Below are 24481 nucleotides of genomic sequence, written 5' to 3' on the forward strand. Positions count from 1 at the left end.
ACGGGCCCGGGGTTACCGCCCCGGGTGCTCAAGAGCCCGCCAGGACGATCAACATGAAACACATCATTGCCCTGCTGCTGGAAAACGAAGCCGGCGCCCTGTCCCGCGTGGTCGGCCTGTTCTCGGCCCGCGGCTACAACATCGAGAGCCTGACGGTCGCCACCACGGAAGACCCGTCGCTGTCGCGCATGACCATCGTCACGCACGGCTCCGATGACGTGATCGAGCAGATCACCAAGCACCTGAACCGACTGATCGAGGTGGTCAAGGTCGTCGACCTGTCCGAAGGCCCGTACACCGAGCGTGAACTCATGCTCATCAAGGTGCGCGCCGTGGGCAAGGAACGCGAAGAGATGAAGCGGATGGCTGATATCTTCCGCGGCCGCATCATCGACGTGACCGACAAGACCTACACCATCGAACTCACTGGCGACGCGTCCAAGCTCGATGCCTTCATCGAGGCCATCGACCGCGCTGCCATTCTCGAAACCGTGCGCACCGGGACCAGCGGGATCGGGCGCGGCGAGCGCATCCTGCGCGTCTGACTCTCCGCAGTCTCTTTCTCCCGCTGATTTCCGCTGTCACTGCATCAACCCGCTTGAGCCGCTCAAGCACCTATTCGTTTCATCGACGGAGCAAAACATGAAGGTCTATTACGACAAGGACGCCGACCTGAGCCTGATCAAGGGCAAGAACGTCACCATCGTGGGCTACGGCTCGCAAGGCCACGCCCACGCCCAGAACCTGCGTGACTCGGGCGTCAACGTGACCGTCGGTCTGCGCAAGGGTGGCGCCTCGTGGTCCAAGGCCGAAGGCGCTGGCCTGAAGGTCGCTGAAGTCGACGAAGCCGTGAAGGCCGCTGACGTCGTGATGATCCTCCTGCCGGACGAGAACATCCCCGAGGTCTACAACAACAACGTCGCCCCGAACATCAAGAAGGGTGCCACGCTGGCTTTCGCGCACGGCTTCAACGTGCACTACAACCAGGTCGTGCCCCGTGCTGACCTGGACGTGATCATGGTCGCCCCCAAGGGCCCTGGCCACACTGTGCGTTCGGAATACCTGAAGGGCGGCGGCGTGCCGTCGCTGATCGCCGTCTACCAGGACGTGTCGGGCAAGGCCAAGGACATCGCTCTGTCGTACGCTGCTGCCAACGGCGGCACCAAGGGTGGCGTGATCGAGACCAACTTCCGTGAAGAAACCGAAACCGACCTGTTCGGCGAGCAGGCCGTGCTGTGCGGTGGCGCCGTCGAGCTGGTGAAGATGGGCTTCGAGACGCTGGTGGAAGCCGGCTACGCTCCGGAAATGGCCTACTTCGAGTGCCTGCACGAGCTGAAGCTGATCGTCGACCTGATGTACGAAGGCGGCATCGCCAACATGAACTACTCCATCTCGAACAACGCAGAGTATGGTGAGTACGTGACCGGCACGGAAGTGATCAACGAGAAGTCGCGCGAAGCCATGCGCAACGCTCTGAAGCGCATCCAGACCGGCGAATACGCCAAGATGTTCATCCTGGAAGGCAAGACGAACTACCCGAGCATGACCGCTCGCCGTCGTCTGAACGCCGTGCACCCGATCGAAACCGTGGGTGCCGAGCTGCGCGGCATGATGCCCTGGATCGCCAAGAACAAGCTGGTCGACCAGTCGAAGAACTGATCGGGCTGCCGGCGCGAGCCGGCTTGCTGACTGGATCAGAAGCCGCCGAGGTGCAAGCCCGGCGGCTTTTTTTGCGGCTTCAGTGCGGGGTGTGCTCGACGGCCTCTGCCCGCGCGGGCGTGTCGTCCTGCCAGCCGCCCCCGATCGCCTGGTAGAAAGCGATGGTGGCGCGGGCCCGGGCGGCCTGGGTCTGGATCAGTTCGTCTTCGCGCTGCAGCGCGGCGAGGCGGGCTTCCAGCGCAGGTTGCAGCAGCGTGCTGCCCTGTTCGAACAGACGCTGTGCGTGGCGGGCTGCGTCGTTGCCGTGCTGCAGCGAGGCGGTCAGCTGTGTGGCACGCTGGTCGAGCGCGTGCCGCATCGCATAGGCGTTCTCGACGTCTTCGAGCGCGGTCAGCACAGCCTGTTCATGCTGCACGGCGGCGGCTTCGAGCCGTGCGTCTGCCGAGGCAATGCGGGCACGGATGCGGCCGCCCTCGAAGATCGGCAAGCGCATGCCCACGCCCCAGGCGGTGAATTGGTCGCGCGCGCCCAGGTTGTCGCCGATGCTCAGGCGCCCGTCGGTGTTGAGGAAGCCAAGGTAGAAGCTGGGCAGCAGCTCGGCCTTGGCGCTGCCCAGCCGCGCGGCCAGGGCGCGCACCTGCCGCGCGGTGCCGCGCACATCCGGGCGCTGCTCGAGCACCGACGAAGGCAGCACGGTGGGCAGTGCGGTCGGGATGACACGGGCGTCCGCCGGTGCGGCTGCGGTGGGGGCGGGCAGGGCGGTGAGCGCATCGGGCGTCTGGCCCGACAACACGGCCAGTCGGCGCAGACGCGACGCCCGCAGCCCTTGGAGCGGCGCGCGCTGGCCCTGCACGCCGGCCAGTTGGGCCTGCACCCGATCGATGTCAGCCCGGCTGGCCTGGCCGGCGTTGAAGCGGCCCTGCACATAGCGCAGCAGCATCTGAAGCGTGGCTTCGACCCGGTCGAGCACGCCCAACCGATGCTCGATGGCGCGGGCCTCGGCGTAGTTGGCGGCGATGTCGCCTGCCACCAGCAGCTGCGCGCCGTGCACGCGTTCGGTCTGGGCCAGTTCGGCTTCGCGGGCGGCATCGATGTCGCTGCGGCGGCGGCCGAACAGGTCGACTTCCCAGGCGGCAGCCAGACCGAAGCCGTCGAAGCGGCTGATGGGCACGCGGACATCCGGCAGCGGCACGGGCAGGCCATCGGGCGTGGACGGCAGGATGTCCTGGCGGTTGCGGCCGATGCCGCCGAATCCCGTCAGCGTGGGGTACAGCGCCGACTCGGCCTGGCTGCTCACGCCGCGCGCTTCTTTCACCCGCGCCAGGGCGATCCGCACATCGGCGTTGGCCTGCAGACCGCGCTCGATCAGCGCGTGCAGCGTCGGATCGGGCACCTGGCGCCACCACCGGGCCGTGTCGGGCAGGGCCGTGCCGGGCTCGGCAGGGGCTTCGGCAAAACGGTCGGGCGGGGTCACGCCTTGAGCAGGCATGTCGACCCGGACGACGGCACAGCCGCACAGGCTGGCCACAGCGCACGCCAGCAGCAGGCGCGGGGCCACACGGTGCAGGTCAGCCAGCGCGGGCGATCGGGCGAGGAACGCGTTCATGTGATCGGGTGTTCGGTGGACAGCCGGCCGTCGGCATCGTGCAGGAGCAGGGCCAGCGCGGCCGAGGCCAGCCGCGTGCGCGGGCTGTCGGCCGGGTTGGTGAGGATGATGGGGACGCGGGTGCCGAGCACGATGCCAGCCACGTCGGCATCGGCCAGCAGCGAGAGCTGCTTGACCAGCATGTCGCCTGTTTCGAGGTTGGGCACGACCAGGACGTTGGCCTGGCCGGCCACGGGCGACTGCGGGTGCTTGAGCCGGGCGATGCGTTCGTTGATGGCCGCGTCCAGCGACAGCGGGCCATCGACGATGCCGCCGGCAATCTGGTGGCGCTCCAGCATCTTGCACAGCGCGGCCGCATCCATGGATGAGCTCAGCGTGCTGTGCACGGTCTCTGCCGCCGACAGGATGGCCACGCGCGGCTCGCTCAGGCCCAGCGTGCGGGCCAGGTCAATGGCGTTCTGCACGATGTCGCGTTTGTCCTCCAGCGTGGGCTGGATGTTGATGGCCGCATCCGTCACGATGAAGGGACGGGGATAGGCGGGCACGTCGGCGATGTAGGCGTGGCTGACGCGCCGATGGGTGCGAAGGCCGTAGCCGTGGTCCATCACGGCGTGCATCAGCGTGCCGACCGGCAGCGCGCCCTGCATCACGGCCAGCACATCGCCCTCGCGGGCCAGGGCGATGGCGTGGTGGGCCGCCGCGGCAGGTCCGGGGGCTTCCTCGATCTCGCACCCGTCCAGGCCAAGCTGGAGCTGCGCAGCCAGTGCCCGGATGCGCTCGCCGTGGCCCACCAGCACGGGTGCAAGCAGGCCGGCCTGGGCGCATTCCAGCGCCGCCGTCAGCGTGTGTTCGTCATCCGGCCACACCACGGCGCAGCGGAGGGGCGCGTGCGCCCCGACCAGGCTCATCAGCTGGTCGAAGCGCTCATGGCGGTGCAGATGCACCTCGGGCAGGCTGCTGGCCGGGCGGCTCACCTTGGTCAGCGGGGCGAGCACCTCGGCCTCGCCCGTGATCACCGGCTTGCCAAGCTGGTTGGTGCACAGGCACTCGAGCCGCACGCGGTTGTTGGCCTCCTTGGTCTTGACCGTGACGGTCACTGTGATGCGATCGCCCAGGCCCACGGGCCGCAGGAACTGCAGAGTCTGGCCGACGTAGATCGTGCCGGGGCCAGGCAGCTTGGTGCCCAGCACGGTGGAGATCAGCGTGCCGCCCCACATGCCGTGGGCGATGACCTTGTGAAAGGGGGTGTCGCGCGCGTAGGCCTCATCCAGGTGGGCCGGGTTGACGTCGCCGCTCAGGATGGCGAAGAGCGCGATGTCGTCCTTGTTGAGGGTGCGCACGAGCGAGGCGGTGTCACCCACCGACAGCTCGTCGTAGGTGCGGTTCTCGAGCAGGGCAGGGGTGTCGTTCATCGCAGGCTCCGGTCAGGGTACGCGCACGTAGTCGCCCGGCGCGTCGGGCAAGGTCTTCTTGCGCCCGCCGGGCAGCCCCATGCGGGGCGGGGCCACGAGGCCGCTGGAGTGCTCGGCCAGCCATGCCTGCCAGGCGGGCCACCACGAGCCCTCCACGCGCGGGGTCATGGCCTGCCAGGTGTCCGGGTCCACGTAGTGCTCGGTGGCCGGACGATGGCGGATCTGGTAGTGCCGGCGCGGGTGACCGGGCTCGCTGACGATGCCGGCGTTGTGCCCGCCGCTGGTCAGCACGAAGGTGAGGTCGATGGGCAGCAGGTGCAGCTTGTAGACCGACTTCCAAGGTGCCACGTGGTCGGTCACGGTGCCCACGGCAAAGGCCGGCATGCGGATGTCGGTGAACCACACGGGGCTGCCGTCGACCTCGTAGCGCCCGCTGGCCAGGTCGTTGTGCAGGAAGAGCTTGCGCAGGTATTCGGAGTGCATGCGGTAGGGCATGCGCGTGGTGTCGGCATTCCAGGCCATGAGGTCGTTGGGCTCGCCGCGCTGGCCCAGCATGTACTCCTTGAGCACGCGCGACCAGATCAGGTCGTTGGAGTGCAGCAGCTGGAAGGTGCCCGCCATCTGGCTGCCCTTGAGTACGCCTTCCTCGGCCATCATGGCTTCGATCAGGCTGACCTCGCTGTCGTTGATGAACAGCAGCAGTTCACCGGCTTCGGTGAAGTCCCCCTGGGCCGCAAACAGGGTCATCGTGGCCAGGCGGTCGTCGTGGGCGCGGCCCATGGCCGCGGCGGCGATCATCAGCATCGTGCCACCCAGGCAGTAGCCGACCCCGTGCACCTTGCGGTCGGGCACGATGCGGTTGATCGTGTCGAGCGCGGCCATCACGCCGAGTTCGCGGTAGCAGTCCATGCCCTTGTCGCGGTCGTCGGCCGTGGGGTTCTTCCACGAGATCATGAACACCGTGTGCCCCTGGTCGACCAGGTACTTCACCAGCGAGTTCTGCGGCTGCAGATCGAGGATGTAGTACTTCATGATCCAGGCCGGCACGATGAGGATGGGCTCGGCGTGCACCTTGTCGGTGGTGGGGCTGTACTGGATGAGCTCGATGAGGTCGTTGCGCATCACGACCTTGCCGGGCGTGATGGCCACGTTGCGGCCCACCTCGTATTGCTCGGCGCCGGACGGCGGCAGCCCGCGCACCAGGCGCTGCCAGTCGTCGAACCAGTTCTGGCCGCCGCGCACCAGGTTCATGCCGCCTTCCTTGGCGGTGGCCTGCAGCACTTCGGGGTTGAGCCAGGGCAGGTTCGAGGGCGACATCATGTCCAGCCACTGCCGTGCGGCAAAGGTGGCGGTTTCCTCGGTCTTGTGGCCCACGCCGGGCACGTCGTGCGTGGCGCGGTCCCAGGCGCGCTGCATCAGCAGAAAGCCTTCGGCCCAGGCGTTGAAGGGAAAGCGCCGCCAGCCTTCGGACTTGAAGCGCTTGTCGGCGGGCACCTCGTCTTCGGGCGACAGCACCCGCTCGGTCGTGGCCTGGGCGTCTTCGATGAAGCGCTTCATCAGATCAAGCTGCTTGCCCGGCGCGGTGCCCAGGTGGCCCAGCCAGTCGAGGTAGACCAGGGCGGCCTGCACCGGCGAGATGCCGCCCGTGATCTGGCCCACGGTGGCCTGCGCATGGCGGTCGAGCTCGTTGACCCAGTTCTGCCAGGCGTCCGGATCCGGGGTGGGGGGCGTGCAAGGGGTGGTCATGCTCATAGCTCCTGGGTTGGCATCAGCCCTGTCGGGCCAGCATCGATCTGAAACGCGACAGCGCGATGACGAGGAAGAAGGCGCCGGCCGCGGTCACGATCAGCAACTGTGGCCAGACGATGTCGAGCCCGGCGTCCCGGTACAGCACCGACTGCACCAGCCGCACGAACTGCGTCGTGGGCGAGAACTGCACCAGCTGCTGCACGCGCGGCGGCATGCTTTCCACCGGCGTGGCGGCGCCCGACAGCAGGTACAGCACCGCGTACACCGGCGACGACAGCAGCCCGAACTGTGGCATCGACGACGCGAGCGTGGCCAGCATGATCCCGAGCGCCGTGACGGCAAAGAGGTAGACCGTGGTGGCCAGCAGGATGAGCGGCACCGAGCCGGCCAGCGGCACGCCCAGCCACAGGTGCACCACCAGCCACAGCGACAGCATCACGGCCAGCACGATCACAGCGCCGTTGGCGATGATCTTGGCCAGGGCGATCTCGCTCGGGCGCACAGGCATGACCAGCAGGTGCTCGATGGTGCCGTGCTCGCGCTCGCGGATCACGGCCGCGCCCACGAGGATGATGGCCAGCACCGTCACGTTGGTCACGATCTGCATGACGGCCGTGTACCAGTGCGACTGGGTGTTGGGGTTGTAGAGCACGTGCATCACCGGCCGGGTGGGCAGGCGCGCCTCGATGCCCTGCTGGTGGAAGAAATCGAGCAGTTCGCGGTAGAAGATCTCGTTGAGGTAGACCACGCCCAGGCCCGCCTGGGTCATGGCGGTGGCATCGACCAGCACCTGCACCGTGGGCGCGCGGCCCGCGAGCACGTCGGCCTCGAAGCGCGGAGGGATGTCGACCACGAAGATCAGGTCGCCGCGGTCCAGCGCCGGGGTGGCCGCATCGGGCGTGGTGTCCACCGGGGTCTTGAAGTAGGGCGCCCGGATGGCCTCGCGCAGGCGCTGCGACAGACCGGACCGGTCACCGTCGATGATGCCCACCGATGCATTCGCCACCTCGGCCTTGACCCCTTTGGCCGTGCTGTAGATGGCCACCGAGAACGCGAAGACGATGAGGGCCATCAGGGGCAGGTCCCCGGCCAGGCTGCGCAGCTCCTTGAGGGACAGCCGCAGCACATTGAGCATCCATTGCCGCATGGGTCTTCAGCCTTCCTGCTTGCGCACCAGCAGGCGGGCTGCCAGCAGATAGAGCGCACCAAAGCCCAGCAGGGCCGCGTACATCGGGCCGAAGCTCGACAGCCCCAGCCCCTTGGTGAAGGTGCCCAGGCTGATGAGCTGGAACCACGACGACGGAAAGCCGAGTCCCACCCAGCGGGCCGCGCCCTCCAGCGTGGACACCGGGTACAGCAGCCCCGAGAAGTTGACCGACGGGATCATGCACAGGATGGCCGTGGCGAAGGTGGCCGCGACCTGCGAGCGCAGGAACGCCGACACCAGCAGGCCCAGCGCCGTGCCCGCGAACACGAAGCACAGCGCCCCAAGCGTGAGCGCGATGAAGCTGCCTTTCAAGGGCACTTGCAGCACCGTGACGGACAGCCCGGCCAGGGTCAGGTAACTGAGCATGGCCAGCGCGATGTAGGGCAGCTGTTTGCCGATCAGGAACTGCGCCACCGTTGCAGGCGAGGCGTACAGGTTGACGATGGAGCCCATCTCCTTTTCACGCACCACGCCCAGTGCGGTCAGCATGCTGGGGATGATGATGAGGCACAGCATGATCAGGCCTGGCGTAAAGGCATAGATGCTGCGGAAGTCCTGGTTGTAGGCAAACCGGGGCTCGAACCGGGCGGGCAGGGCGACCGGCGCCACCCCGGGCGTTTCGCGTGCCAGCCGGCTCGCATGCTCGAGCATGATGCCGCGGGCGTAGCCGCGGATGTTCTCGGCGGTGAAAGGCTGTGCGCCGTCGATGTAGAAGGCCACTTCGGGCTGTCTGCCGGCAACCAGATCCCGTCCATAGCCCGGCGGGATGTCGATCACCAGCAGCACATCGCGCCGTTGCAGCCGTGGCCCGATCTCGGCCATGTCGTGCAAGGGGGCCTTCTGCACGAAGTACCGCGACCCGTCGAAGTGCGAAATGAGCTGCCGGCTGTCATGGCTCTGGTCGTGGTCCAGCACCGCGAATGCCACCTGCTCGATGTCGAAGGAGATGGCCCATGCCGCCGTCAGCAGCAGGATGATCGGCCCCAGCAGCGCAAAGGTCAGGCGGATGCGATCCCGGCGCAGCTCCATGCCTTCGCGTCGGGCGAAGGCCCACATGCGGGCCAGCCAGCCGGATCGCGGGTCGCCCAGGGTGTGGCCCAGCGTGTCGGCGGCCGTCTTCCCGGCCTCTGGCTCAGCGGGTGAGCCAGCCCGTGCTGCGGCCTGCGCCGCCTGGACCGTGGTGTCCGCGGCTTCCAGGCAGGCGATGAAGGCCTCTTCCAATGTCGCGGCCTCGTGCTCGCGGCGCAGGGCGTCGGGCGAGCCCACCGCCAGCACCGTGCCCCGGTGCATCAGCGAGATCCGATCGCACCGCTCGGCCTCGTTCATGAAGTGCGTCGAGACGAAGATGGTCACCTGCTCGTCGCGGGACAGGCGCACCAGATGCCGCCAGAACAGGTCGCGCGCGGCCGGGTCCACGCCCGAGGTCGGCTCGTCAAGGATCAGCACCTCGGGGCGGTGAAGACAGGCTGCAGCCAGCTGCAGGCGCTGACGGATCCCCAGGGGCAGGGCCGAGGGCATGGCCTCGGCATGTTCGGCCAGCTCGAACTGCGCCAGGGCGCCCTCGATGGCCCGGTCTGCGGCCTTGCCTTCCATGCGATACAGCTGGGCGTGCAGGCGCAGGTTGTGCGCCACGCTCAGCTCCTCGTACAGCGAGAAGGCCTGCGACATGTAGCCCACCCGCATCCGCGTGGCCAGGTCCCTGGCGTTGATCGGCTGCCCCAGCAGGCTGGCCTCGCCGCTGCTGATGTCGAGCAGGCCCGTCAACATCTTCATGGTCGTGGTCTTGCCGCAGCCGTTGGAGCCCAGGAAGCCGAAGATCTCGCCCCGCTCGATCCGGAAGCTCACGTCGTTGACGGCCACGAAGTCGCCGAAGCGTCGGGTCAGGTGGCGGGCTTCGATGGCCGGTGGGCCGTCGACGACCGGCCGCGGCGGGATGACCAGGGGCTCGCCGCTCCCGCGCCGCGTGGGCGGCAGCAGGGCGATGTAGGCCGATTCCAGCGTGCCATCGGGCGAGCGGGCCAGCACGTCACGGGTGGCGTCGCACACCAGGATGCGGCCGGCGTCCATGGCCACCAGCACCTCGAAGCGCTCGGCCTCCTCCATGTAGGCCGTGGCCACGACCACTGTCATGCCCGGGCGCTCCTGTCGGAGGGCTTCGACCAGGGCCCAGAACTGCCGCCGTGACAACGGGTCCACGCCGGTGGTCGGCTCGTCGAGAATCAGCAGATCCGGGTCGTGGACCAGCGCGCAGCACAGCCCCAGCTTCTGCTTCATGCCGCCGGAGAGCTTGCCGGCCGGCCGGTCGCGAAACGGCGTCAGCCCGGTCGCGTCCATCAGACGCTGGCTGCGCGCGGCACGCTCCTGGGCTGCCTGGCCGAACAGCCGGGCGAAGAAGTCGATGTTCTCGGCCACGGACAGGGTGGGGTACAGGTTGCGCCCCAGCCCCTGCGGCATGAAGGCCACCCGGGGCGACAAGCGGTGTCGATCGGCTGCGGACTGCACATCCAGTCCCAGCACCTGCACCTGGCCTTGCTGCACGCGGCGCACACCCGCCACGATGGACAGCAGCGTCGACTTGCCGACGCCGTCCGGCCCGACCAGCCCGATGGTGCGGCCCGCAGGCAGGCGCAGCGCGACGCCGTCCAGTGCCGGGACATTGTCGTAGGAATGGCTCAGGCCCTGAACGACGACGGCGACGTCGCGCGGTGCCTGGGGCGACATGGCGCTCACCATCGCGCTTCAGCGGGATGCGGCAGACGCAGCGGAGATGGCCGGTGCTGCGGCTTCGGCAGGCGGCAGCGCCACGGCCAGGTTCGCCGGCCAGGCCGTGTCTGGCCGGGTGCGCACAAAGGCATAGCCCGTCAGACCGGCCTTCACGAAGCCGGCATGCTGCTTGGCCAGTTCGGGTGGCACGGCCAGCTTGACCCTGTAGACCAGCTTGTCGCGCTCGGTGGCGGTCTCCACGTACTTCGGCGTGAACTGGGCCTCTGCGGCCACGAAGGTGACCCTGGCCGGCAAGGTGAAGGCCGGTGCGGCGTCCAGCTTCAGCCGGGCCTCGTCGCCGACTTTCAGCCGGCCGGCCACGGTCGAGGGCAGGAACACCGTCATGTGCGCCTGGCTGGTGTCCAGCAGCGTCACCACGCGCCCACCGGACGGGATGACCGAGCCCGGTTCGACCACGCGGTACTCGACCCGCCCATCCACCGGGGCCCGCAGGCTCATGTCGCCGATGGCCACGTCGATGCGCCGGATCTGCGCTTCTGCCTCGGCACGCGCGGCGGTGGCCTCGCCGATCGCCGCGGTGGCCACGCGCACGCCAGCCTGCTCACCATCGCGCTGGGCCAGGCGGCGGTCGACCTCGGCGGCCGAGACGAGTTCATCGCGCCGCAGGGTTTCGGTGTGACCGAGCTCCAGCTGTGCCAGCCGGGCCTGCACCTGGCGCACGGCGGTTTCGGCCTGCGCACGGGCCATGGCCTGCGCCGCACGGTCGCGCGCCGCCTCGATCGCGGCGCGCTGCGCCTCCAGCTCACTCGTGTCCTGCCGGGCAAGCAAATCGCCGCGGCGGACGACATCGCCCTCCTGAACGGGCAGCTCGGCAATCCGGCCCGGGTACTTGGCGGCCACCTCGATGCGGTCGACTTCCAGTCGGCCATTGGTGCGCACCAAGCCTTCCGGGAGCGCCTGTTGCTGCCCGACGTACCAGTATGCGCCGCCTGCCGCGGCCAGGGCTGCGACGGTCAGCGCAGCGAACACCACGCCGCGCTTCATGCCTGCCCCCCGCGTCGAATGGCTCCCAGCAGTTGATCCCGCAAGGCACCGCCGATCAGTTCGAGCAAGGCGTCGATCCGCGACGGCGTGAAGCTGTCCCATCCAAGCCGGCGCAGCAACACGTCACCGGTCAGCCGGAAGCAGATCGACTGGTGAAAGGCCAGGTAAGCGAGCGTGCGGGTGCGGAGGTGCTCGGCTGGCAGCCCCAGCGCCTTGCCCAGCACCGTGCACACGGTGTCATGGCTGGGCGCGATGACCTGACCGAAGAGCGCCTCGAACGCGGCGTCCCGTTCGGTCTGGGCGCGCATGAAGAACTGCACCCAGCTGGGTGGCGCAGCATCGTGCAGCAGGGCGCGGGCGTGCGCCTGCATGAACGTGACGAGGTGGGCCACCAACACCTCGGGGTCGTCCTCGCTGGTCGTGTCCACCTGTAGGCGCGCCAGCGGCTCGCGCATCCGGTCGGCGATGTAGGCGGCCAGCCAGGATGCCGACTGCGCATACAGGTCGTCTTTCGAGCCGAAGTAATACGGTATCGCGCCGAGGTTCATGCCGGCCTGCTGGGCCACCATGCGGGTGGTGGTTGCCTCATAGCCGTGGCGCCCGAACAGGTCGAGGGCGGCCATCAGCATCTTGTCGCGGGCCAGGGCGCCGCGGCTGGACTCGGGGTGGGCTGAGTGAGGGGGGCGGGTGCTGTGTGCGTCGAGGGTGACGGGCGTCATCGCGAATCCTGAAAGCGCTCGGGAAAACCCGGCTGGACAAGTGCCAGCATGACACCAGTGGGCTTGTGAATCAATCGACTGATTTGATGAAACGCAAACGCCGACGAAAGAGCGACACCCCGTGCGATGGGGGCTGTTCAACGCAGGGCCTGCTGCATGAAATGCGCGTCGTCACCAAAGGTGCGGAGCTTGGCTGCAATGGGGGGGCTGGGGGCCACTGTCGCAAAGCCATGGCGCGTCCAATACGGAACGGAGCCCTGCACGGCAACCAGGACCAGGGCCTCCACACCCACGGCGTGTGCGCGGGTGCGTGCCGCCTCCAGCAGGCGGCCAGCCACCCCGAGGCCCCGTGCGTCGGGGTGCACCGCCATGTCGTGCAGGTACAGCCACGCGGCGTCGGCGGGGCGGCGCCAGCTGCTCGCATGCAGGGCGGGCAGGTGATCGGCGTCGGCTGGCAGACAGAACAGGTAGCCCCGCAGCGCATCGCCTTGCCAGGCACCCCAGCAACTGTCGCTCGCCTCGGCGAGCTTGTTGGCGAAAGCGGCCTGCGGTTCGTGAAAGCCGGCTTCGTAGCAGGCGGCCTGAACCGCCATGACGGCAGGCAGGTCCGCTTCGGTCAGCAATCGGATGTGCAAGAAATGGGCAGACATGGCGAGACGGTGATCTTCAGACGTGAAAAAGCCGGAGCATGCTCCGGCCTTGGGGGCGGGGGGCGCCGAAGCAGCCCGGGTCAGAGCACCTCGGAGGCGAAATCGGCCAGGCGTGAACGCTCACCGCGGGCCAGTGTCACATGCCCACTGTGTGGCCACCCCTTGAACTTGTCCACGGCATAGGTCAGGCCCGACGAGCCTTCGGTCAGGTAGGGCGTGTCGATCTGGGCCAGGTTGCCCAGGCAGATGATCTTGGTGCCCGGGCCCGCCCGCGTGATCAAGGTCTTCATCTGCTTGGGCGTCAGGTTCTGCGCCTCGTCGATGATGAGGAACTTGTTCAAGAAGGTGCGGCCGCGCATGAAGTTCATGCTCTTGATCTTGATCTTGCTGCGCACCAGTTCATTGGTGGCCGCGCGGCCCCATTCCCCGGCCGAGCTGTCGCCACGCGCCAGCACCTCCAGGTTGTCGTCCAGCGCGCCCATCCAGGGCGACATCTTCTCCTCTTCCGTGCCGGGCAGGAAGCCGATGTCCTCGCCCACCGGCACGGTGACCCGGGTCACGATGATCTCGGTGTAGCGGCGCTCGTCGAGCACCTGGCTCAGCGCCGCGGCCAGCGTCATCAGCGTCTTGCCCGTGCCGGCCGAGCCTGTCAGCGTCACGAAGTCGCAGTCCGGGTCCATCAGCAGGTTGAGGGCGAAGTTCTGCTCGCGGTTGCGTGCCGACACCCCCCACACGGCGTGCTTCTGGTTGGTGTAGTCCTTCAGCGTGCGCAGCACGGCCGACTTGCCCGTGATCTCGGCCACCTTGCCGTACCACGGCGCGGCCCCCGGGCTTTCGTAGTAGACGAACTGGTTGACCATCAAGGCCGGGACCATCGGCCCGGTGATGCGGTAATAGGTGACGCCACCTTGCTGCCAGCTCTCCATGCCCTTGGCATGGCGCTCCCAGAAGTCGCCTGGCAGGGGCAGCACGCCGGTGTAGAGCAGGTCGCCGTCTTCCAGCGTCTTGTCGTTGAAGTAGTCTTCGGCCGGCAGACCCAGGGCGCGCGCCTTGATCCGCATGTTGATGTCCTTGGACACCAGCACCACGTCCCGTCCCGGATGCTGGCTGCGCAGTGCCTGCACCACGCCCAGGATCTGGTTGTCCGCCTTGCCCTGAGGCAGGCCCATGGGCAGTTCGACCGCCATGCCGGTGGTCTGGAAGTACAGCTTGCCCTTCGCCTCCACATGGCCTGTCTTGGCCAGCTCGATGCCGGAGGCCGGGTCCATCTGCTGCCGGTTGCTCATGTCGGCGGCCAGGGCGTCCAGGTCACGGCTGACCTGGCGGGCGTTGCGCGCCACTTCAGTCATGCCCTTCTTGTGCCCGTCCAGCTCTTCCAGCGTGATCATCGGCAGGTAGATGTCATGTTCCTCGAAGCGGAACAGCGACATCGGATCGTGCAGCAGCACATTGGTGTCCAGCACGAAAAGCTTGGCTGGCCCTGTGTCGACCTTGCGGCGTCGACCGCCCGAGGCGGGCTCGGCTGCGCGGGCGCGAGAGGGGGGCGTGCTGCTGGTGGCAGGTGGCGGTGTCGGAGCGCCACCCTTGTCGGCCACGATGCGGCGCGGCACGGGTTCGACGGAGACGACAACAGCGGGCTCGACAGCAGGCTGAGCGGTCACCGGCGCCTGGCGTGCCGACGTGACGGGCTTGACCAGTTCGAGCACCGGCGGCGTCGCGGCCGCAGGTGCCTCCACGACGGGGGTGGGTCGGGCGGAGGCTTTCGAGCGACTTGCCTTGGCCGGTTTGGGCTGCGAGGCGTAGTCGTCCTCGGTCAGCATGTCAGCGCGTTTGGTGGGCGGCTTGGGCAGAGGCATGGTGGGGTCCGTCGGTTTGGGACAAACAAAAAGGCCGCACAGGGCGATGTGCGGCCTCGTTCGGGTCGATCAGGGCACCACAAGGGCGATGCGTCACGGATCGGGAGCTGGCGGGGACAGAAGACGGGTCGATGCGCAGGGGCATGCGATCGATTATGCACAGTCCGTGCCGGCGCGCTACCCGCGGGGGCGCGGGTAGATGCACGGCGTGGCGGCGGCGTGACAGCCGCCCCTGCGACCCGGAAAGCGTGTCATGCTGAGAGCTTCGGCGTCAGCCGCGTGCGCCGCCCTTGACCGAAAAAACAAGGGCGCCCGAAGGCGCCCTGTGCTGGAAGATTTACGCAGTTTTACGCGTCTTCCGTGCCCGAATGCAACATCAGGCCGCTTCTTGCTTCAGGCCTTGCACGGCCTTGAGCACATCGTCCACGTGGCCGGCCACCTTGATGCCGCGCCATTCCTCTCGCAGCACACCGTCGGGGCCAATCAGGAAAGTCGAGCGCTCGATGCCCTTGACCTTCTTGCCGTACATGATCTTGTTCTTCACGACCCCGAACATGTGGCACAGTTTTTCTTCGGTGTCGGCAATCAGTTCGTACGGCAGCTCGAGGTTGGACTTGAACTTGTCGTGCGAAGCCAGGTTGTCTCGCGACACGCCGAACACGACCGCGCCGGCCTTCACGAATTCCTTGTGCTTGTCGCGGAACTGCATGGCCTCGGTCGTGCAGCCGGGGGTGTGGTCCTTCGGGTAGAAGTAGAGCACCACGGTCTGGCCGATGTAACCCTGAGGAGTGAACTTCACGCCCCCAGTGGCAACTGCTTCGAATTCCGGCAACGGTTTGTTCAGGGCGGGTGTCATGTTGTAGTGAATCAGCAGCCTGATTGAATAGCCTCTGATTATAAAGTGCTTCTGCAGGCCCCCCCTGACGGGTGCCCGATCCCCCTGAGGGAGGATAAGGCTCCGGTACGACCGTGTTCCGGGGCCTCAGACGAGCAGGGCAGCCCACACCCGACGTCCCTCGCCGGCGAGGATGTTGAAGGTGCGGCAGGCGGCTGCGGTGTCCATCGACTCGACGCCGATGCGGGCCTGCATGAGCGCACGCAACACGGCGGGTGGAGGAAAGCGGAGGGTGGCCCCCGAGCCGAAAACGATGACTTCCGGCTGCGCAGCCGCCAACGACGTAAAGTGGTCTTCCGTCAGGTCGGCCAGGGCGACCGGCGCCCAGGCAGCCACCTCGCCCGTGTAGGGAACCAGCACGCTGTGACGGTAGGTGACCCCGTTGATCGACACCGAGCCGGGCTCGCAGGCATGGATCACGTTGACGCCTTCGGCGCGGTCGGCATGCAGTTTCATGGACAGGCTGTGCAGGGTTGGTGCGCGGCGGCCCTCGCGGCGCGCCGGCAGAGGGAGGGTGTGGTTAAATTGTAGCTTTCCCTGAAAAAGCCGCGATTTGAGCGCGGTCTGCGGCGCATGGCGGCAATTGCCACGGCGTACCGCGCGAGAACTGCCCGCTGAGTCCCCCACAAGCATCCTGAACGGAGCCCGTTTTGAAGCCGATCGCCAAATCCAGCAAGCTTGCCAACGTCTGCTACGACATCCGTGGGCCCGTGCTGGACAAGGCGCGCCAGATGGAGGAAGACGGGCACAAGATCATCAAGCTCAACATCGGCAACCTGGCCGTGTTCGGGCTGGAGCCGCCCGACGAGATTGTCCAGGACATGATCCGCAATCTGTCGGGCGCCGCGGGCTACACCGACAGCAAGGGCCTGTTCGCGCCGCGCAAGTCGGTGGTGCACTACTGTCAGGAAAAGGGCATCAAGGGCGTCACGGTGGACGACGTCTACCTGGGTAACGGCGCCTCCGAGCTGATCGTGATGGCGCTCAATGCGCTGCTGAATGAAGACGACGAGGTGCTGCTGCCGGCGCCCGATTACCCGCTGTACACAGCGGCCGTGTCGCTGTCGGGCGGCCGTCCGGTGCACTACCTGTGCGACGAGCAGTCGGACTGGTATCCCGACATCGCCGACATCCGCGCCAAGATCACGCCCAAGACCAAGGCCATCGTCGTCATCAACCCGAACAACCCCACGGGCGCCCTCTACCCTGAGAGCCTGCTGAAAGAGATCATCCAGGTCGCGCGCGAGCACCAGCTCATCGTGATGGCCGACGAGATCTATGACAAGACGCTGTACGACGGCGCGGTGCACACCTCGATGGCCTCGCTGGCCGACGACGTGCTGTTCCTGACCTTCAACGGCCTGAGCAAGAACTACCGCTCGTGCGGCTACCGTGCCGGCTGGATGGTGGTGTCGGGCGAGAAGCGCCATGCCCGCGACTACATCGAAGGCCTGAACATGCTGGCCTCGATGCGCCTGTGCGCCAACACGCCGGGCCAGCTGGCCATCCAGACCGCGTTGGGGGGCTACCAGAGCATCAAGGACCTGGTGGCGCCCGGCGGCCGGCTGTGCAAGCAGCGTGATCTGGCCTATGACCTGCTGACCCAGATCCCGGGCGTGAGCGTGGTCAAGCCCAAGGGCGCGCTCTACATGTTCCCGCGGCTCGACCCCAAGATGTACCCCATTGCCGACGACCAGCAGTTCGCCTACGAGTTGCTGGCCGAAGAGAAGGTGCTGATCGTGCAGGGCACCGGTTTCAACTGGGCCCACCCGGATCACTTCCGCCTGGTCTTCCTGCCCAACAGCGACGACCTGACCGATGCCGTGGGCCGCATCGCCCGATTCCTGGATGGCTACCGCAAGCGCTACGCGTGAGCCCTGCCTGAACCGCCCCTACCCCTTTGTGATGAACCCGCGCCGCCCACAAGGCCGCGCGCAGCGAGAGAAGAGAACGACATGAGCCAAGAACAACTGCGTCCCGTGCGCGTCGGCCTGCTGGGCATCGGCACCGTCGGCGGTGGCACCTTCACCGTGCTGCAGCGCAACCAGGAAGAAATCCACCGTCGCGCCGGCCGGGGCATCGAGATCACCATGGTGGCCGACCTGAACACCGAGCGCGCCAAGGCCGTGGTCGGTGACGCCGCCAAGGTGGTGGCCGACGCCCGCGAAGTGATCGCGAACCCGGACGTGGACGTGGTGGTCGAGCTGATCGGTGGCTACGGCATCGCCAAGGCGCTGGTGCTGGAAGCCATTGCGGCCGGCAAGCATGTGGTCACCGCCAACAAGGCGCTGCTGGCCGTGCATGGCACCGAGATCTTCGCTGCCGCCCGGGAAAAGGGCGTGATGGTGGCCTTCGAAGCCGCCGTGGCCGGTGGCATCCCCATCATCAAGGCGCTGCGCGAAGGCCTGACGGCCAACCAGATCCAGTGGGTGGCCGGCATCATCAACGGCACCACGAACTTCATCCTGTCCGAGATGCGTGACAAGGGCCTGGACTTCGACGTGGTGCTGAAAGAAGCCCAGCGTCTGGGCTACGCCGAAGCCGACCCGACCTTCGACATCGAAGGCGTGGACGCTGCCCACAAGGCCACGATCATGAGCGCCATCGCCTTCGGCGTGCCAGTGCAGTTCGACAAGGCCCATGTGGAAGGCATCACCAAGCTGTCGGCCACCGACATCAAGTACGCCGAGCAGCTGGGCTACCGCATCAAGCTGCTGGGCATCGCCCGCCGTCAGGCTGAGGGCATCGAGCTGCGCACCCATCCGACGCTGGTGCCGATGCGCCGCCTGATCGCCAATGTGGAAGGCGCGATGAACGCCGTGATGGTGCAGGGCGATGCCGTGGGCACCACCATGTACTACGGCAAGGGCGCGGGCTCCGAGCCGACCGCCTCGGCCGTGGTGGCCGACCTGGTCGACATCGCCCGTCAGGTCGAAGCGCCTGCCGCGTCGCGTGTGCCGGCCCTGGCCTTCCAGCCCGATGCGCTGTCCAGCCTGCCCATCCTGCCGATCGAGCAGGTGGTCACGTCGTTCTACCTGCGCCTGCGCGTGGCCGACCAGGCCGGCGTGCTGGCCCGCATCACCAGCATCCTGGCCGAGCAGGGCATCAGCATCGACGCCGTGCTGCAGCGCGAGGCCGATGAAGTGAGCGGCGAGGGCGGCAACCAGACCGACCTCATCATCCTCACGCACGACACCAAGGAAGGCGCGATGAACACCGCGCTGGCCGCGATGCAGGCCCTGCCGACCGTGCTGGCGCCCATCGTCAAGCTGCGCAAGGAAGAACTCGCATGAAATACATCTCGACGCGTGGTGACAAGACCGAGCGCGGCTTCTCGGAAATTCTGCTGGAAGGCCTGGCGCCGGACGGCGGCCTGTACCTGCCGGTGGCCTATCCGAAGGTCGACGACGCGCTGCTGTCGAAGTGGCGCGGCCTGTCGTATGCCGAGCTGGCCTTCGAGATCCTGTCGCTCTACATCGACGACATCCCGGCGGCCGACCTGAAGGCCCTGACGGCCAAGACCTACACCAAGGCGGTGTACGGCTTTGACGAGATCACGCCGCTCAAGCCGCTCGAGCCCGGTCTGGCGCTGGAAGCCCTGTCCAACGGCCCGACGCTGGCCTTCAAGGACATGGCCATGCAGTTGCTGGGCAACCTGTTCGAATACGAACTGGGTCGCCGTGGCGAGCAGCTCAACATCCTGGGCGCGACCTCGGGCGACACCGGCAGCGCGGCCGAGTACGCCATGCGCGGCAAGAAGGGCGTGCGCGTGTTCATGCTGAGCCCCAATGGCCGCATGAGCCCCTTCCAGCAGGCTCAGATGTTCAGCCTGCAGGACCCGAACATCCACAACCTGGCGGTGGAAGGCGTGTTCGACGACGCGCAGGACATCGTCAAGGCGGTCTCGAACGACCTCGAGTTCAAGCGCAAGTACAAGATCGGCACGGTCAACTCGATCAACTGGGCCCGCCTGCTGGCCCAGGTCGTGTACTACTTCGCCGGCTACTTCTACGCCACCAAGTCGAACGCCGAGAAGGTCAGCTTCACGGTGCCCTCGGGCAACTTCGGCAACGTCTGCGCCGGCCACGTCGCCCGCATGATGGGCCTGCCCGTCGAGAAGCTGGTGGTGGCGACGAACGAGAACAACGTGCTTGACGAGTTCTTCCGCACGGGGACCTACCGCGTGCGAGGCTCGGCGGAAACTTACGAGACCTCGTCGCCGTCGATGGACATCAGCAAGGCCTCGAACTTCGAGCGCTTCGTGTTCGACCTGCTGGGCCGCGATGGTGCCCGCGTGAAGGCCCTGTTCAAGGACGAGGTCGAGCAGCGGGGCGTGTTCACGCTCACGCCCGACGAGTTCGCGAAGGTGCCGGGGTACGGCTTCGTGTCAGGCACCAGCACGCACGCAAACCGCCTGGCCACGATCAAGGACACCTTCGAGCGTTTCGGCATCATGATCGACACGCACACGGCCGATGGCCTGAAGGTGGCGCGCGAGCACCTCACGGCTGGTGTGCCGATGTTGGTGCTGGAAACGGCCCTTCCGGCCAAGTTTGCTGAAACCATCGTGGAAGCCACGGGTCGCCAGCCCGAGCGTCCGAGCTGGATCCGGGGCCTGGACGGGCTGGAAGACCTGCCCAAGCGCTTTGTCGTGGTGCCCAAGAGCACGCAAGCGGTCAAGGACTACATCGTCCAGCACTGCCGGGACTGATGTGACGCCTGGCGTGATGCCGAGGACGGAAGCCTGCCCGCGTGGCAGGCTTTTTGTTTTCTGGCGTGTCGCTCAGGGGGCTCAGCGGCGTTCGAACAGCACCTGGTTCTCAAGGTACAGGTGCTCCATGAGGTCTTCCTTCAGGCTTCGGGCGCCGACGTACAGCGCCCGCCAATCTGCGGGGGCTTCGTCCGGTGGCGTGAATCCGTCTGTCAGGGTGGCCAGGGTGGTCAGCAGATCGGCGAGGTGCCGGTGTGCCTGGCGCATGGCGTCGAGCGCGTCGGTGGCCTGCGATGCGAGCCCCTCCGCGATCAAGGGAAACAGCACGTCTTCCTGCTGACGCATGTGGCGGTTCAGGGCGTGGTGGATCCGCCGCAGGTGGTGGGCGAGCCCATGCGGACAAGCCGGATGGGCCGCATGCGAAGCCTCGACTTCCTCAGCACGCTGTTCCAAGTCCGGCAGGACGGCTCGGTGCCGGGCATGGTAGCGCTCGAGAATGTGTTCGACCAAGGCGGGCGTGCTGGCTCGGGCCCAGTTCACCTCGCGCATCGCACCGGGCTTGATGGCGTCCAGTTCGGCCTCCAACAGGCCCACGTCCAGCCCCTTGGCAAGGGCTGCGTCGCGCAGGGTCTGTCTGCCGCCTGTGCAGAAGTCCAGATCGTGCTGGTGAAAGACCCGGGTGGCCCCCGGGATGGCCCGTGCGAGCGTCCACAGGGCCAGATCGGCATCGTGCATGGCGTGCTCACAAATGGTGGAATGGAGCTCCCATGGTCGTCGCGCACTGGCCTCAGGGCTTTGATGCGGCGCAAGGGGCAAGCGCGTGGTGATCGGACTGCGCTGGGTCACAATCACGGCGCTTCCATCTGTTTGACGAGGATCCAACGTGCCGCCTGCCTTTCAACCTTTGATGCCGCTGGACGATGCGTGGTCGCGCCTTGAGGCCAGTCTGGCTGCCCACCTCGGTGCCGCGCCACTGACCACAGAGCGGATGCCCAGCGTCGACGCGCTTGGGCGGGTGCTGGCTGCGGCATTGGTGTCGCCGGTGGCGGTGCCGCCGCTTGACAACAGTGCGATGGATGGCTATGCCGTGCACGCAGCGGACGTGCCCCGGCTGGTGCAGCCGGGTACGGTGCTGCCTGTGGCGCAACGGATTGCGGCTGGCCAGGTCGGCGATGCCCTGGTGCCCGGAACGGTCGCGCGGATCTTCACGGGGGCGCCTGTGCCCGAGGGCACGGGGGCCGTGGTCATGCAGGAGCACACAGAGGCCGTTGGGGATGGCGCGGTGCGCTTCATCCATGGCGTGACGGCCGGGCAGAACATCCGTCGTCGGGGGGAAGACATCGCCGAGGGGCATGGCGTGCTGGCAGCGGGCACACGGTTGTCGCCTGCTTCGCTGGGGGTGGGCGCGTCGGTGGGGGCCGCCACGCTGTCCGTGTTTGCCCGTCCCCGGCTGGGCGTGCTGACCACCGGCAGTGAGCTCGTGATGCCGGGTGAGCCCCTGCCACCAGGTGCGATCTACAACAGCAACCGCCATACGCTGGTGGGCCTGGGACAGGCGTGTGGGGCGGCGGTGACCGACCTGGGTTTGGTGCCGGATGAGCTGGCAGCGACCCGCGCCGCACTGCGGGCGGCAGCAGCCGGTCATGATCTGATCATCACGAGTGGCGGGGTGTCCGTCGGTGAGGAGGACCACTTGCGCGCGGCGGTCGAGGCCGAGGGCGAGCTGGCCTTCTGGGCGCTGGCCATCAAACCCGGCAAGCCCTTCGTGTTCGGTCGCCTGCGTCGTCCGGACGGCACGCACGCCTTGTACATGGGCTTGCCCGGCAACCCCGTGGCCAGTTACGTGACCTTCCTCCTGCTGGCCCGTCCGGTGCTCGGGTGCCTGGCCGGGGAGCGGTGGCACCTGCCCCAGGCCCTGATGGTGCCAGCCGGGTTTGCCTGGCCAAGGGCGGACAAGCGGCGGGAGTTTCTGCGCGCTCGGCTCGACGGGAGTGGGCGCCCGGTGCTGTTTCCCAACCAGGGCTCCGGTGTGCTGAGTTCCGCGGCCTGGGGTGACGGTCTGGTCGATCTGGCGCCCGGCCGCACCGTGCAGCCTGGCGACCTGGTGCCCTGGCTGCCTCTGCCGGAGTTGCTGCAGCCCGCTTCCACGATGCGACAAGGCTGAGCAGGCGATCTGCGAAGATGCGCACGGCCCGACACAGACCTTGAGAAGACACTGAACAAGATGGATGCACGCATGCTCGCACCGCCCCCCTGGCAGGAGGCCCTCGCTTGTGTTCGGGTCGGTCCTGATGACTTCGATCTGGGCGCAGAAGTGGCGCGGCTTCGAGCGGGCGATCTTGGTGTGGGCGCCGTCGCCGCCTTTGTCGGCACGGTCCGGGAGTGGACCCACGATGCCCAGGTGTGCGATGCGACGTCCGACGCCGAGGCAGCCGGACAGCCTGTGATGGAGCTGGAACACTATCCTGGCATGACGGAGCGCAGCATTGCCGAGCTGATCGTCACGGCCAGGCAGCGGTTCGACGTGCGCGGCGTGCGGGTGATTCACCGTGTCGGGCCGCTGGCATTGGGTGATCAGATCGTGTTGGTCGCCGTCAGTTCCGCGCACCGGGGCGAGGCGTTTGCCTGTTGTGCCTTCCTGATGGACTGGCTCAAGACGCGGGCGCCGTTCTGGAAAAAAGAAGTGTCGTCACACGGAGCCCGCTGGGTGGCGGCACGGGACAGCGACGAGGCGGCTGCCGCGCGCTGGAACCCTGCTGCAGCAGGCGAGCCGCAGGACCCGGTGAGATGAACAACGGCATGATCGTGCACGCGCTGGCCGTGGCCGGGGGAGCCATTTGCGGCGCCTGGCTGCGCTGGCAGGCCGCTGTGTGGCTGAACCCCGTTTGGGGAGGCTTCCCACTGGGGACGCTGTGTGTGAACCTGACCGGGGGCTTCCTGGCCGGCGTGGCGTTCGTTTACTTCGGACGCACTCCGAATGAGACGTGGCGTCTGTTGGTCGTGACAGGGGGCCTGGGTGGGTTGACGACGTTTTCCAGTTTTTCGGCCGAGTCCTTGGCCCTGATCGAGAAGGGCCGGCCCGAGATGGCATTGGCTCACACGGCCGCCCATGTGCTGGGGGCGTTGGCGTGCGCGGCGCTTGGCGCTCGCATGGCGCGGCACTGGTGGGCCTGATCTGCAAGTCATGGGGCCGATCGACGTCTTCACCAGCTACGTGGCCGCCGGTGCCGGTGCGGTTATCGGGCTGGGCGTTGTGTCGCTGATCCGGACGGATCAGCCAAGGCTGCGCCAGGCGCTGGGTCTGTACCGGTGGGCGTTCGGGTGCATCGCCTTGCTGGGTGCGCTGCCCCTGGTGCCTCCGAGCTGGCAGTCGGGCTACCTGAAGGTCGCCATCGGCTCGGTGGCGATGGGGGTGGCCTTGCTGGCCTGGGCGTTCCGCCAGCTCAACGGACGGCGGACGGCTCCGTGGGGTGGACTGCTGGCCACGGCGCTGGCCGGCGGGTGCATCTGGGGGGCCGCATGGTGGGGCGACACGGTCTTCGCCCGCGCGATCGCCTTCGTGTTCGCGTTCGTGAGCGTGGGGATGACGCTGGAGCAGGGCTGGATCATCTTGCGCAGCCCCAGAGTCAGCGGCAGTGAGCTGTCCCTGCTGTGGGTCGCATCGGGCTTTGCGCTGAACTGGCTCGTCGCGGTGCAGCACGTTCTCTCGGTGCCCGGGCCTTATCCACCGCATTGGCTGCATGTGCCGGCCTGGCTGCTTCCGTGGTCGGCGCTGGCCATTGCGCTGCTGCCGCTGTCGGTTGCGGCCGTGGTGTTTGCCATCGTCAACGAGCGACTGAACGCGCAGCTGCGTGCCCGGGCCCTGTCGGATGACCTCACCGGCACGCTGTCGCGTCGCGGTCTGCGTGAACTGGGCGAGCGCATGCTGGGCCTGCAGCAGCATCCCGCGCGTGCCACCGCGGTGCTCATGGTCGACGTGGACCATTTCAAGCAGGTGAACGACGCGCATGGTCACCAGGTCGGCGACGAGGTCCTCCGGTTCCTGGCGCAGTTGCTGCGGGATCACCTCCGCGAGGATGCCTTGCTCGCGCGGTACGGGGGGGAAGAGTTCACTGTGGTGTTGCCGGTGCGCATGGAGAGCGAGGCACTGCGTGTCGCAGAACGGCTCCGCCGGGTTGTGGAGTCCACCCCTTGCCGGACACACGGCGTGGTGATCCACCTGACCGTGAGCATCGGGGTGGCCTTTCAC

At 67.4% G+C, this 24481-nt stretch carries 21 protein-coding genes; 9 read left to right on the plus strand and 12 right to left on the minus strand.

Features of this window, described 5'->3' with window-relative positions; genetic code table 11:
- Positions 1 to 53 precede the first annotated feature (53 nt).
- Both ilvN and ilvC read left to right on the plus strand, forming a co-directional pair.
- On the plus strand, positions 54 to 545 hold the full coding sequence (ilvN, locus tag QZ709_RS10330) for an acetolactate synthase small subunit (protein WP_109036974.1): 492 nt from the start codon (positions 54 to 56) through the stop codon (positions 543 to 545).
- A gap of 97 nt (positions 546 to 642) precedes the next feature.
- Positions 643 to 1659 carry a ketol-acid reductoisomerase gene (ilvC, locus tag QZ709_RS10335; RefSeq protein ID WP_294637192.1) on the plus strand — a complete coding sequence of 339 codons (1017 nt, stop codon included), beginning with the start codon at positions 643 to 645 and terminating at the stop codon, positions 1657 to 1659.
- A 79-nt stretch (positions 1660 to 1738) separates the two neighbouring features.
- On the opposite strand, the gene QZ709_RS10340 is transcribed toward ilvC, so the two are convergent.
- The 11 genes from QZ709_RS10340 to QZ709_RS10390 all read right to left on the minus strand — a co-directional run bounded on the left by QZ709_RS10340 (position 1739) and on the right by QZ709_RS10390 (position 15977).
- Complete coding sequence (locus QZ709_RS10340) at positions 1739 to 3265, minus strand: efflux transporter outer membrane subunit (protein ID WP_294637193.1); 1527 nt, start codon at positions 3263 to 3265, stop codon at positions 1739 to 1741.
- Positions 3262 to 4677, minus strand: coding sequence for a bifunctional enoyl-CoA hydratase/phosphate acetyltransferase (locus QZ709_RS10345; RefSeq protein ID WP_294637194.1), 1416 nt, complete (start codon positions 4675 to 4677; stop codon positions 3262 to 3264). The genes QZ709_RS10340 and QZ709_RS10345 overlap by 4 nt, the downstream gene beginning before the upstream one ends.
- Positions 4678 to 4689: 12 nt before the next feature.
- Positions 4690 to 6423, minus strand: a complete 1734-nt coding sequence (locus QZ709_RS10350; protein ID WP_294637195.1) for an alpha/beta fold hydrolase — start codon at positions 6421 to 6423, stop codon at positions 4690 to 4692.
- Positions 6424 to 6445: 22 nt separating this feature from the next.
- Entirely contained in the window at positions 6446 to 7573 is a 1128-nt protein-coding gene (locus tag QZ709_RS10355; RefSeq protein WP_294637196.1) for an ABC transporter permease, read from the minus strand.
- 6 nt (positions 7574 to 7579) lie between these two features.
- Positions 7580 to 10354, minus strand: a complete 2775-nt coding sequence (gene rbbA, locus QZ709_RS10360; protein ID WP_294637197.1) for a ribosome-associated ATPase/putative transporter RbbA — start codon at positions 10352 to 10354, stop codon at positions 7580 to 7582.
- Positions 10355 to 10372: 18 nt separating this feature from the next.
- On the minus strand, positions 10373 to 11401 hold the full coding sequence (locus tag QZ709_RS10365) for an HlyD family efflux transporter periplasmic adaptor subunit (RefSeq protein ID WP_294637198.1): 1029 nt from the start codon (positions 11399 to 11401) through the stop codon (positions 10373 to 10375).
- Positions 11398 to 12120 carry a CerR family C-terminal domain-containing protein gene (locus QZ709_RS10370; RefSeq protein ID WP_294637199.1) on the minus strand — a complete coding sequence of 241 codons (723 nt, stop codon included), beginning with the start codon at positions 12118 to 12120 and terminating at the stop codon, positions 11398 to 11400. The genes QZ709_RS10365 and QZ709_RS10370 overlap by 4 nt, the downstream gene beginning before the upstream one ends.
- Positions 12121 to 12257: 137 nt before the next feature.
- Positions 12258 to 12770 (minus strand): GNAT family N-acetyltransferase, encoded by a 513-nt coding sequence (locus QZ709_RS10375; protein ID WP_294637200.1) that lies wholly within the window; start codon positions 12768 to 12770, stop codon positions 12258 to 12260.
- An 80-nt stretch (positions 12771 to 12850) separates the two neighbouring features.
- Complete coding sequence (locus tag QZ709_RS10380) at positions 12851 to 14626, minus strand: PhoH family protein (protein WP_294637201.1); 1776 nt, start codon at positions 14624 to 14626, stop codon at positions 12851 to 12853.
- Between the two features lie 376 nt (positions 14627 to 15002).
- Positions 15003 to 15482: a peroxiredoxin gene (locus QZ709_RS10385; RefSeq protein WP_294637202.1), complete on the minus strand. Its 480-nt coding sequence runs from the start codon at positions 15480 to 15482 to the stop codon at positions 15003 to 15005.
- A gap of 126 nt (positions 15483 to 15608) precedes the next feature.
- The gene (locus QZ709_RS10390) at positions 15609 to 15977 is read right to left on the minus strand and encodes an Mth938-like domain-containing protein (RefSeq protein ID WP_294637203.1); all 369 of its coding nucleotides are present in this window, start codon (positions 15975 to 15977) and stop codon (positions 15609 to 15611) included.
- Positions 15978 to 16171: 194 nt separating this feature from the next.
- Here QZ709_RS10390 and QZ709_RS10395 point away from each other — a divergent pair, with 194 nt between their 5' ends.
- The 3 genes from QZ709_RS10395 (at position 16172) to thrC (ending at position 20232) form a co-directional block, all read left to right on the plus strand.
- The gene (locus QZ709_RS10395; protein ID WP_294637204.1) at positions 16172 to 17395 is read left to right on the plus strand and encodes a pyridoxal phosphate-dependent aminotransferase; all 1224 of its coding nucleotides are present in this window, start codon (positions 16172 to 16174) and stop codon (positions 17393 to 17395) included.
- A gap of 96 nt (positions 17396 to 17491) precedes the next feature.
- On the plus strand, positions 17492 to 18814 hold the full coding sequence (locus QZ709_RS10400) for a homoserine dehydrogenase (RefSeq protein ID WP_294637211.1): 1323 nt from the start codon (positions 17492 to 17494) through the stop codon (positions 18812 to 18814).
- Complete coding sequence (thrC, locus tag QZ709_RS10405) at positions 18811 to 20232, plus strand: threonine synthase (RefSeq protein ID WP_294637205.1); 1422 nt, start codon at positions 18811 to 18813, stop codon at positions 20230 to 20232. The genes QZ709_RS10400 and thrC overlap by 4 nt, the downstream gene beginning before the upstream one ends.
- Positions 20233 to 20313: 81 nt before the next feature.
- On the opposite strand, the gene QZ709_RS10410 is transcribed toward thrC, so the two are convergent.
- Positions 20314 to 20967, minus strand: a complete 654-nt coding sequence (locus QZ709_RS10410; RefSeq protein WP_294637206.1) for a DUF542 domain-containing protein — start codon at positions 20965 to 20967, stop codon at positions 20314 to 20316.
- Positions 20968 to 21139: 172 nt separating this feature from the next.
- Between QZ709_RS10410 and glp the strand changes: the two genes are divergently transcribed.
- The 4 genes from glp to QZ709_RS10430 form a co-directional block, all read left to right on the plus strand.
- The gene (glp, locus tag QZ709_RS10415; protein ID WP_294637212.1) at positions 21140 to 22396 is read left to right on the plus strand and encodes a gephyrin-like molybdotransferase Glp; all 1257 of its coding nucleotides are present in this window, start codon (positions 21140 to 21142) and stop codon (positions 22394 to 22396) included.
- A gap of 72 nt (positions 22397 to 22468) precedes the next feature.
- On the plus strand, positions 22469 to 23023 hold the full coding sequence (locus QZ709_RS10420; RefSeq protein WP_294637208.1) for a molybdenum cofactor biosynthesis protein MoaE: 555 nt from the start codon (positions 22469 to 22471) through the stop codon (positions 23021 to 23023).
- A complete protein-coding gene (locus tag QZ709_RS10425) occupies positions 23020 to 23406 on the plus strand; it encodes a CrcB family protein (RefSeq protein WP_294637209.1) in 387 nt (128 codons plus the stop codon). Before QZ709_RS10420 ends, QZ709_RS10425 begins: the two co-directional genes overlap by 4 nt.
- Before the next feature lie 10 nt (positions 23407 to 23416).
- Positions 23417 to 24481: GGDEF domain-containing protein (locus tag QZ709_RS10430; protein WP_294637210.1), on the plus strand; the 1065-nt coding region annotated here is incomplete at its 3' end.

The organism is uncultured Aquabacterium sp. (assembly GCF_913773725.1).
Taxonomy (GTDB): Bacteria; Pseudomonadota; Gammaproteobacteria; order Burkholderiales; family Burkholderiaceae_C; genus Aquabacterium.

Bases quoted from the DNA above. Each gene is read 5' to 3' on its own strand.
- ilvN (WP_109036974.1), top strand. From the start codon at position 54: ATGAAACACATCATTGCCCTGCTGCTGGAAAACGAAGCCGGCGCCCTG.
- QZ709_RS10375 (WP_294637200.1), bottom strand. From the start codon at position 12,770: ATGTCTGCCCATTTCTTGCACATCCGATTGCTGACCGAAGCGGACCTG.
- thrC (WP_294637205.1), top strand. From the start codon at position 18,811: ATGAAATACATCTCGACGCGTGGTGACAAGACCGAGCGCGGCTTCTCG.
- QZ709_RS10390 (WP_294637203.1), bottom strand. From the start codon at position 15,977: ATGAAACTGCATGCCGACCGCGCCGAAGGCGTCAACGTGATCCATGCC.
- glp (WP_294637212.1), top strand. From the start codon at position 21,140: ATGCCGCTGGACGATGCGTGGTCGCGCCTTGAGGCCAGTCTGGCTGCC.
- QZ709_RS10365 (WP_294637198.1), bottom strand. From the start codon at position 11,401: ATGAAGCGCGGCGTGGTGTTCGCTGCGCTGACCGTCGCAGCCCTGGCC.
- QZ709_RS10380 (WP_294637201.1), bottom strand. From the start codon at position 14,626: ATGCCTCTGCCCAAGCCGCCCACCAAACGCGCTGACATGCTGACCGAG.
- QZ709_RS10410 (WP_294637206.1), bottom strand. From the start codon at position 20,967: ATGCACGATGCCGATCTGGCCCTGTGGACGCTCGCACGGGCCATCCCG.
- QZ709_RS10370 (WP_294637199.1), bottom strand. From the start codon at position 12,120: ATGACGCCCGTCACCCTCGACGCACACAGCACCCGCCCCCCTCACTCA.
- ilvC (WP_294637192.1), top strand. From the start codon at position 643: ATGAAGGTCTATTACGACAAGGACGCCGACCTGAGCCTGATCAAGGGC.
- QZ709_RS10420 (WP_294637208.1), top strand. From the start codon at position 22,469: ATGCTCGCACCGCCCCCCTGGCAGGAGGCCCTCGCTTGTGTTCGGGTC.
- QZ709_RS10385 (WP_294637202.1), bottom strand. From the start codon at position 15,482: ATGACACCCGCCCTGAACAAACCGTTGCCGGAATTCGAAGCAGTTGCC.
- QZ709_RS10355 (WP_294637196.1), bottom strand. From the start codon at position 7,573: ATGCGGCAATGGATGCTCAATGTGCTGCGGCTGTCCCTCAAGGAGCTG.
- QZ709_RS10350 (WP_294637195.1), bottom strand. From the start codon at position 6,423: ATGACCACCCCTTGCACGCCCCCCACCCCGGATCCGGACGCCTGGCAG.
- QZ709_RS10345 (WP_294637194.1), bottom strand. From the start codon at position 4,677: ATGAACGACACCCCTGCCCTGCTCGAGAACCGCACCTACGACGAGCTG.
- QZ709_RS10425 (WP_294637209.1), top strand. From the start codon at position 23,020: ATGAACAACGGCATGATCGTGCACGCGCTGGCCGTGGCCGGGGGAGCC.
- QZ709_RS10340 (WP_294637193.1), bottom strand. From the start codon at position 3,265: ATGAACGCGTTCCTCGCCCGATCGCCCGCGCTGGCTGACCTGCACCGT.
- rbbA (WP_294637197.1), bottom strand. From the start codon at position 10,354: ATGTCGCCCCAGGCACCGCGCGACGTCGCCGTCGTCGTTCAGGGCCTG.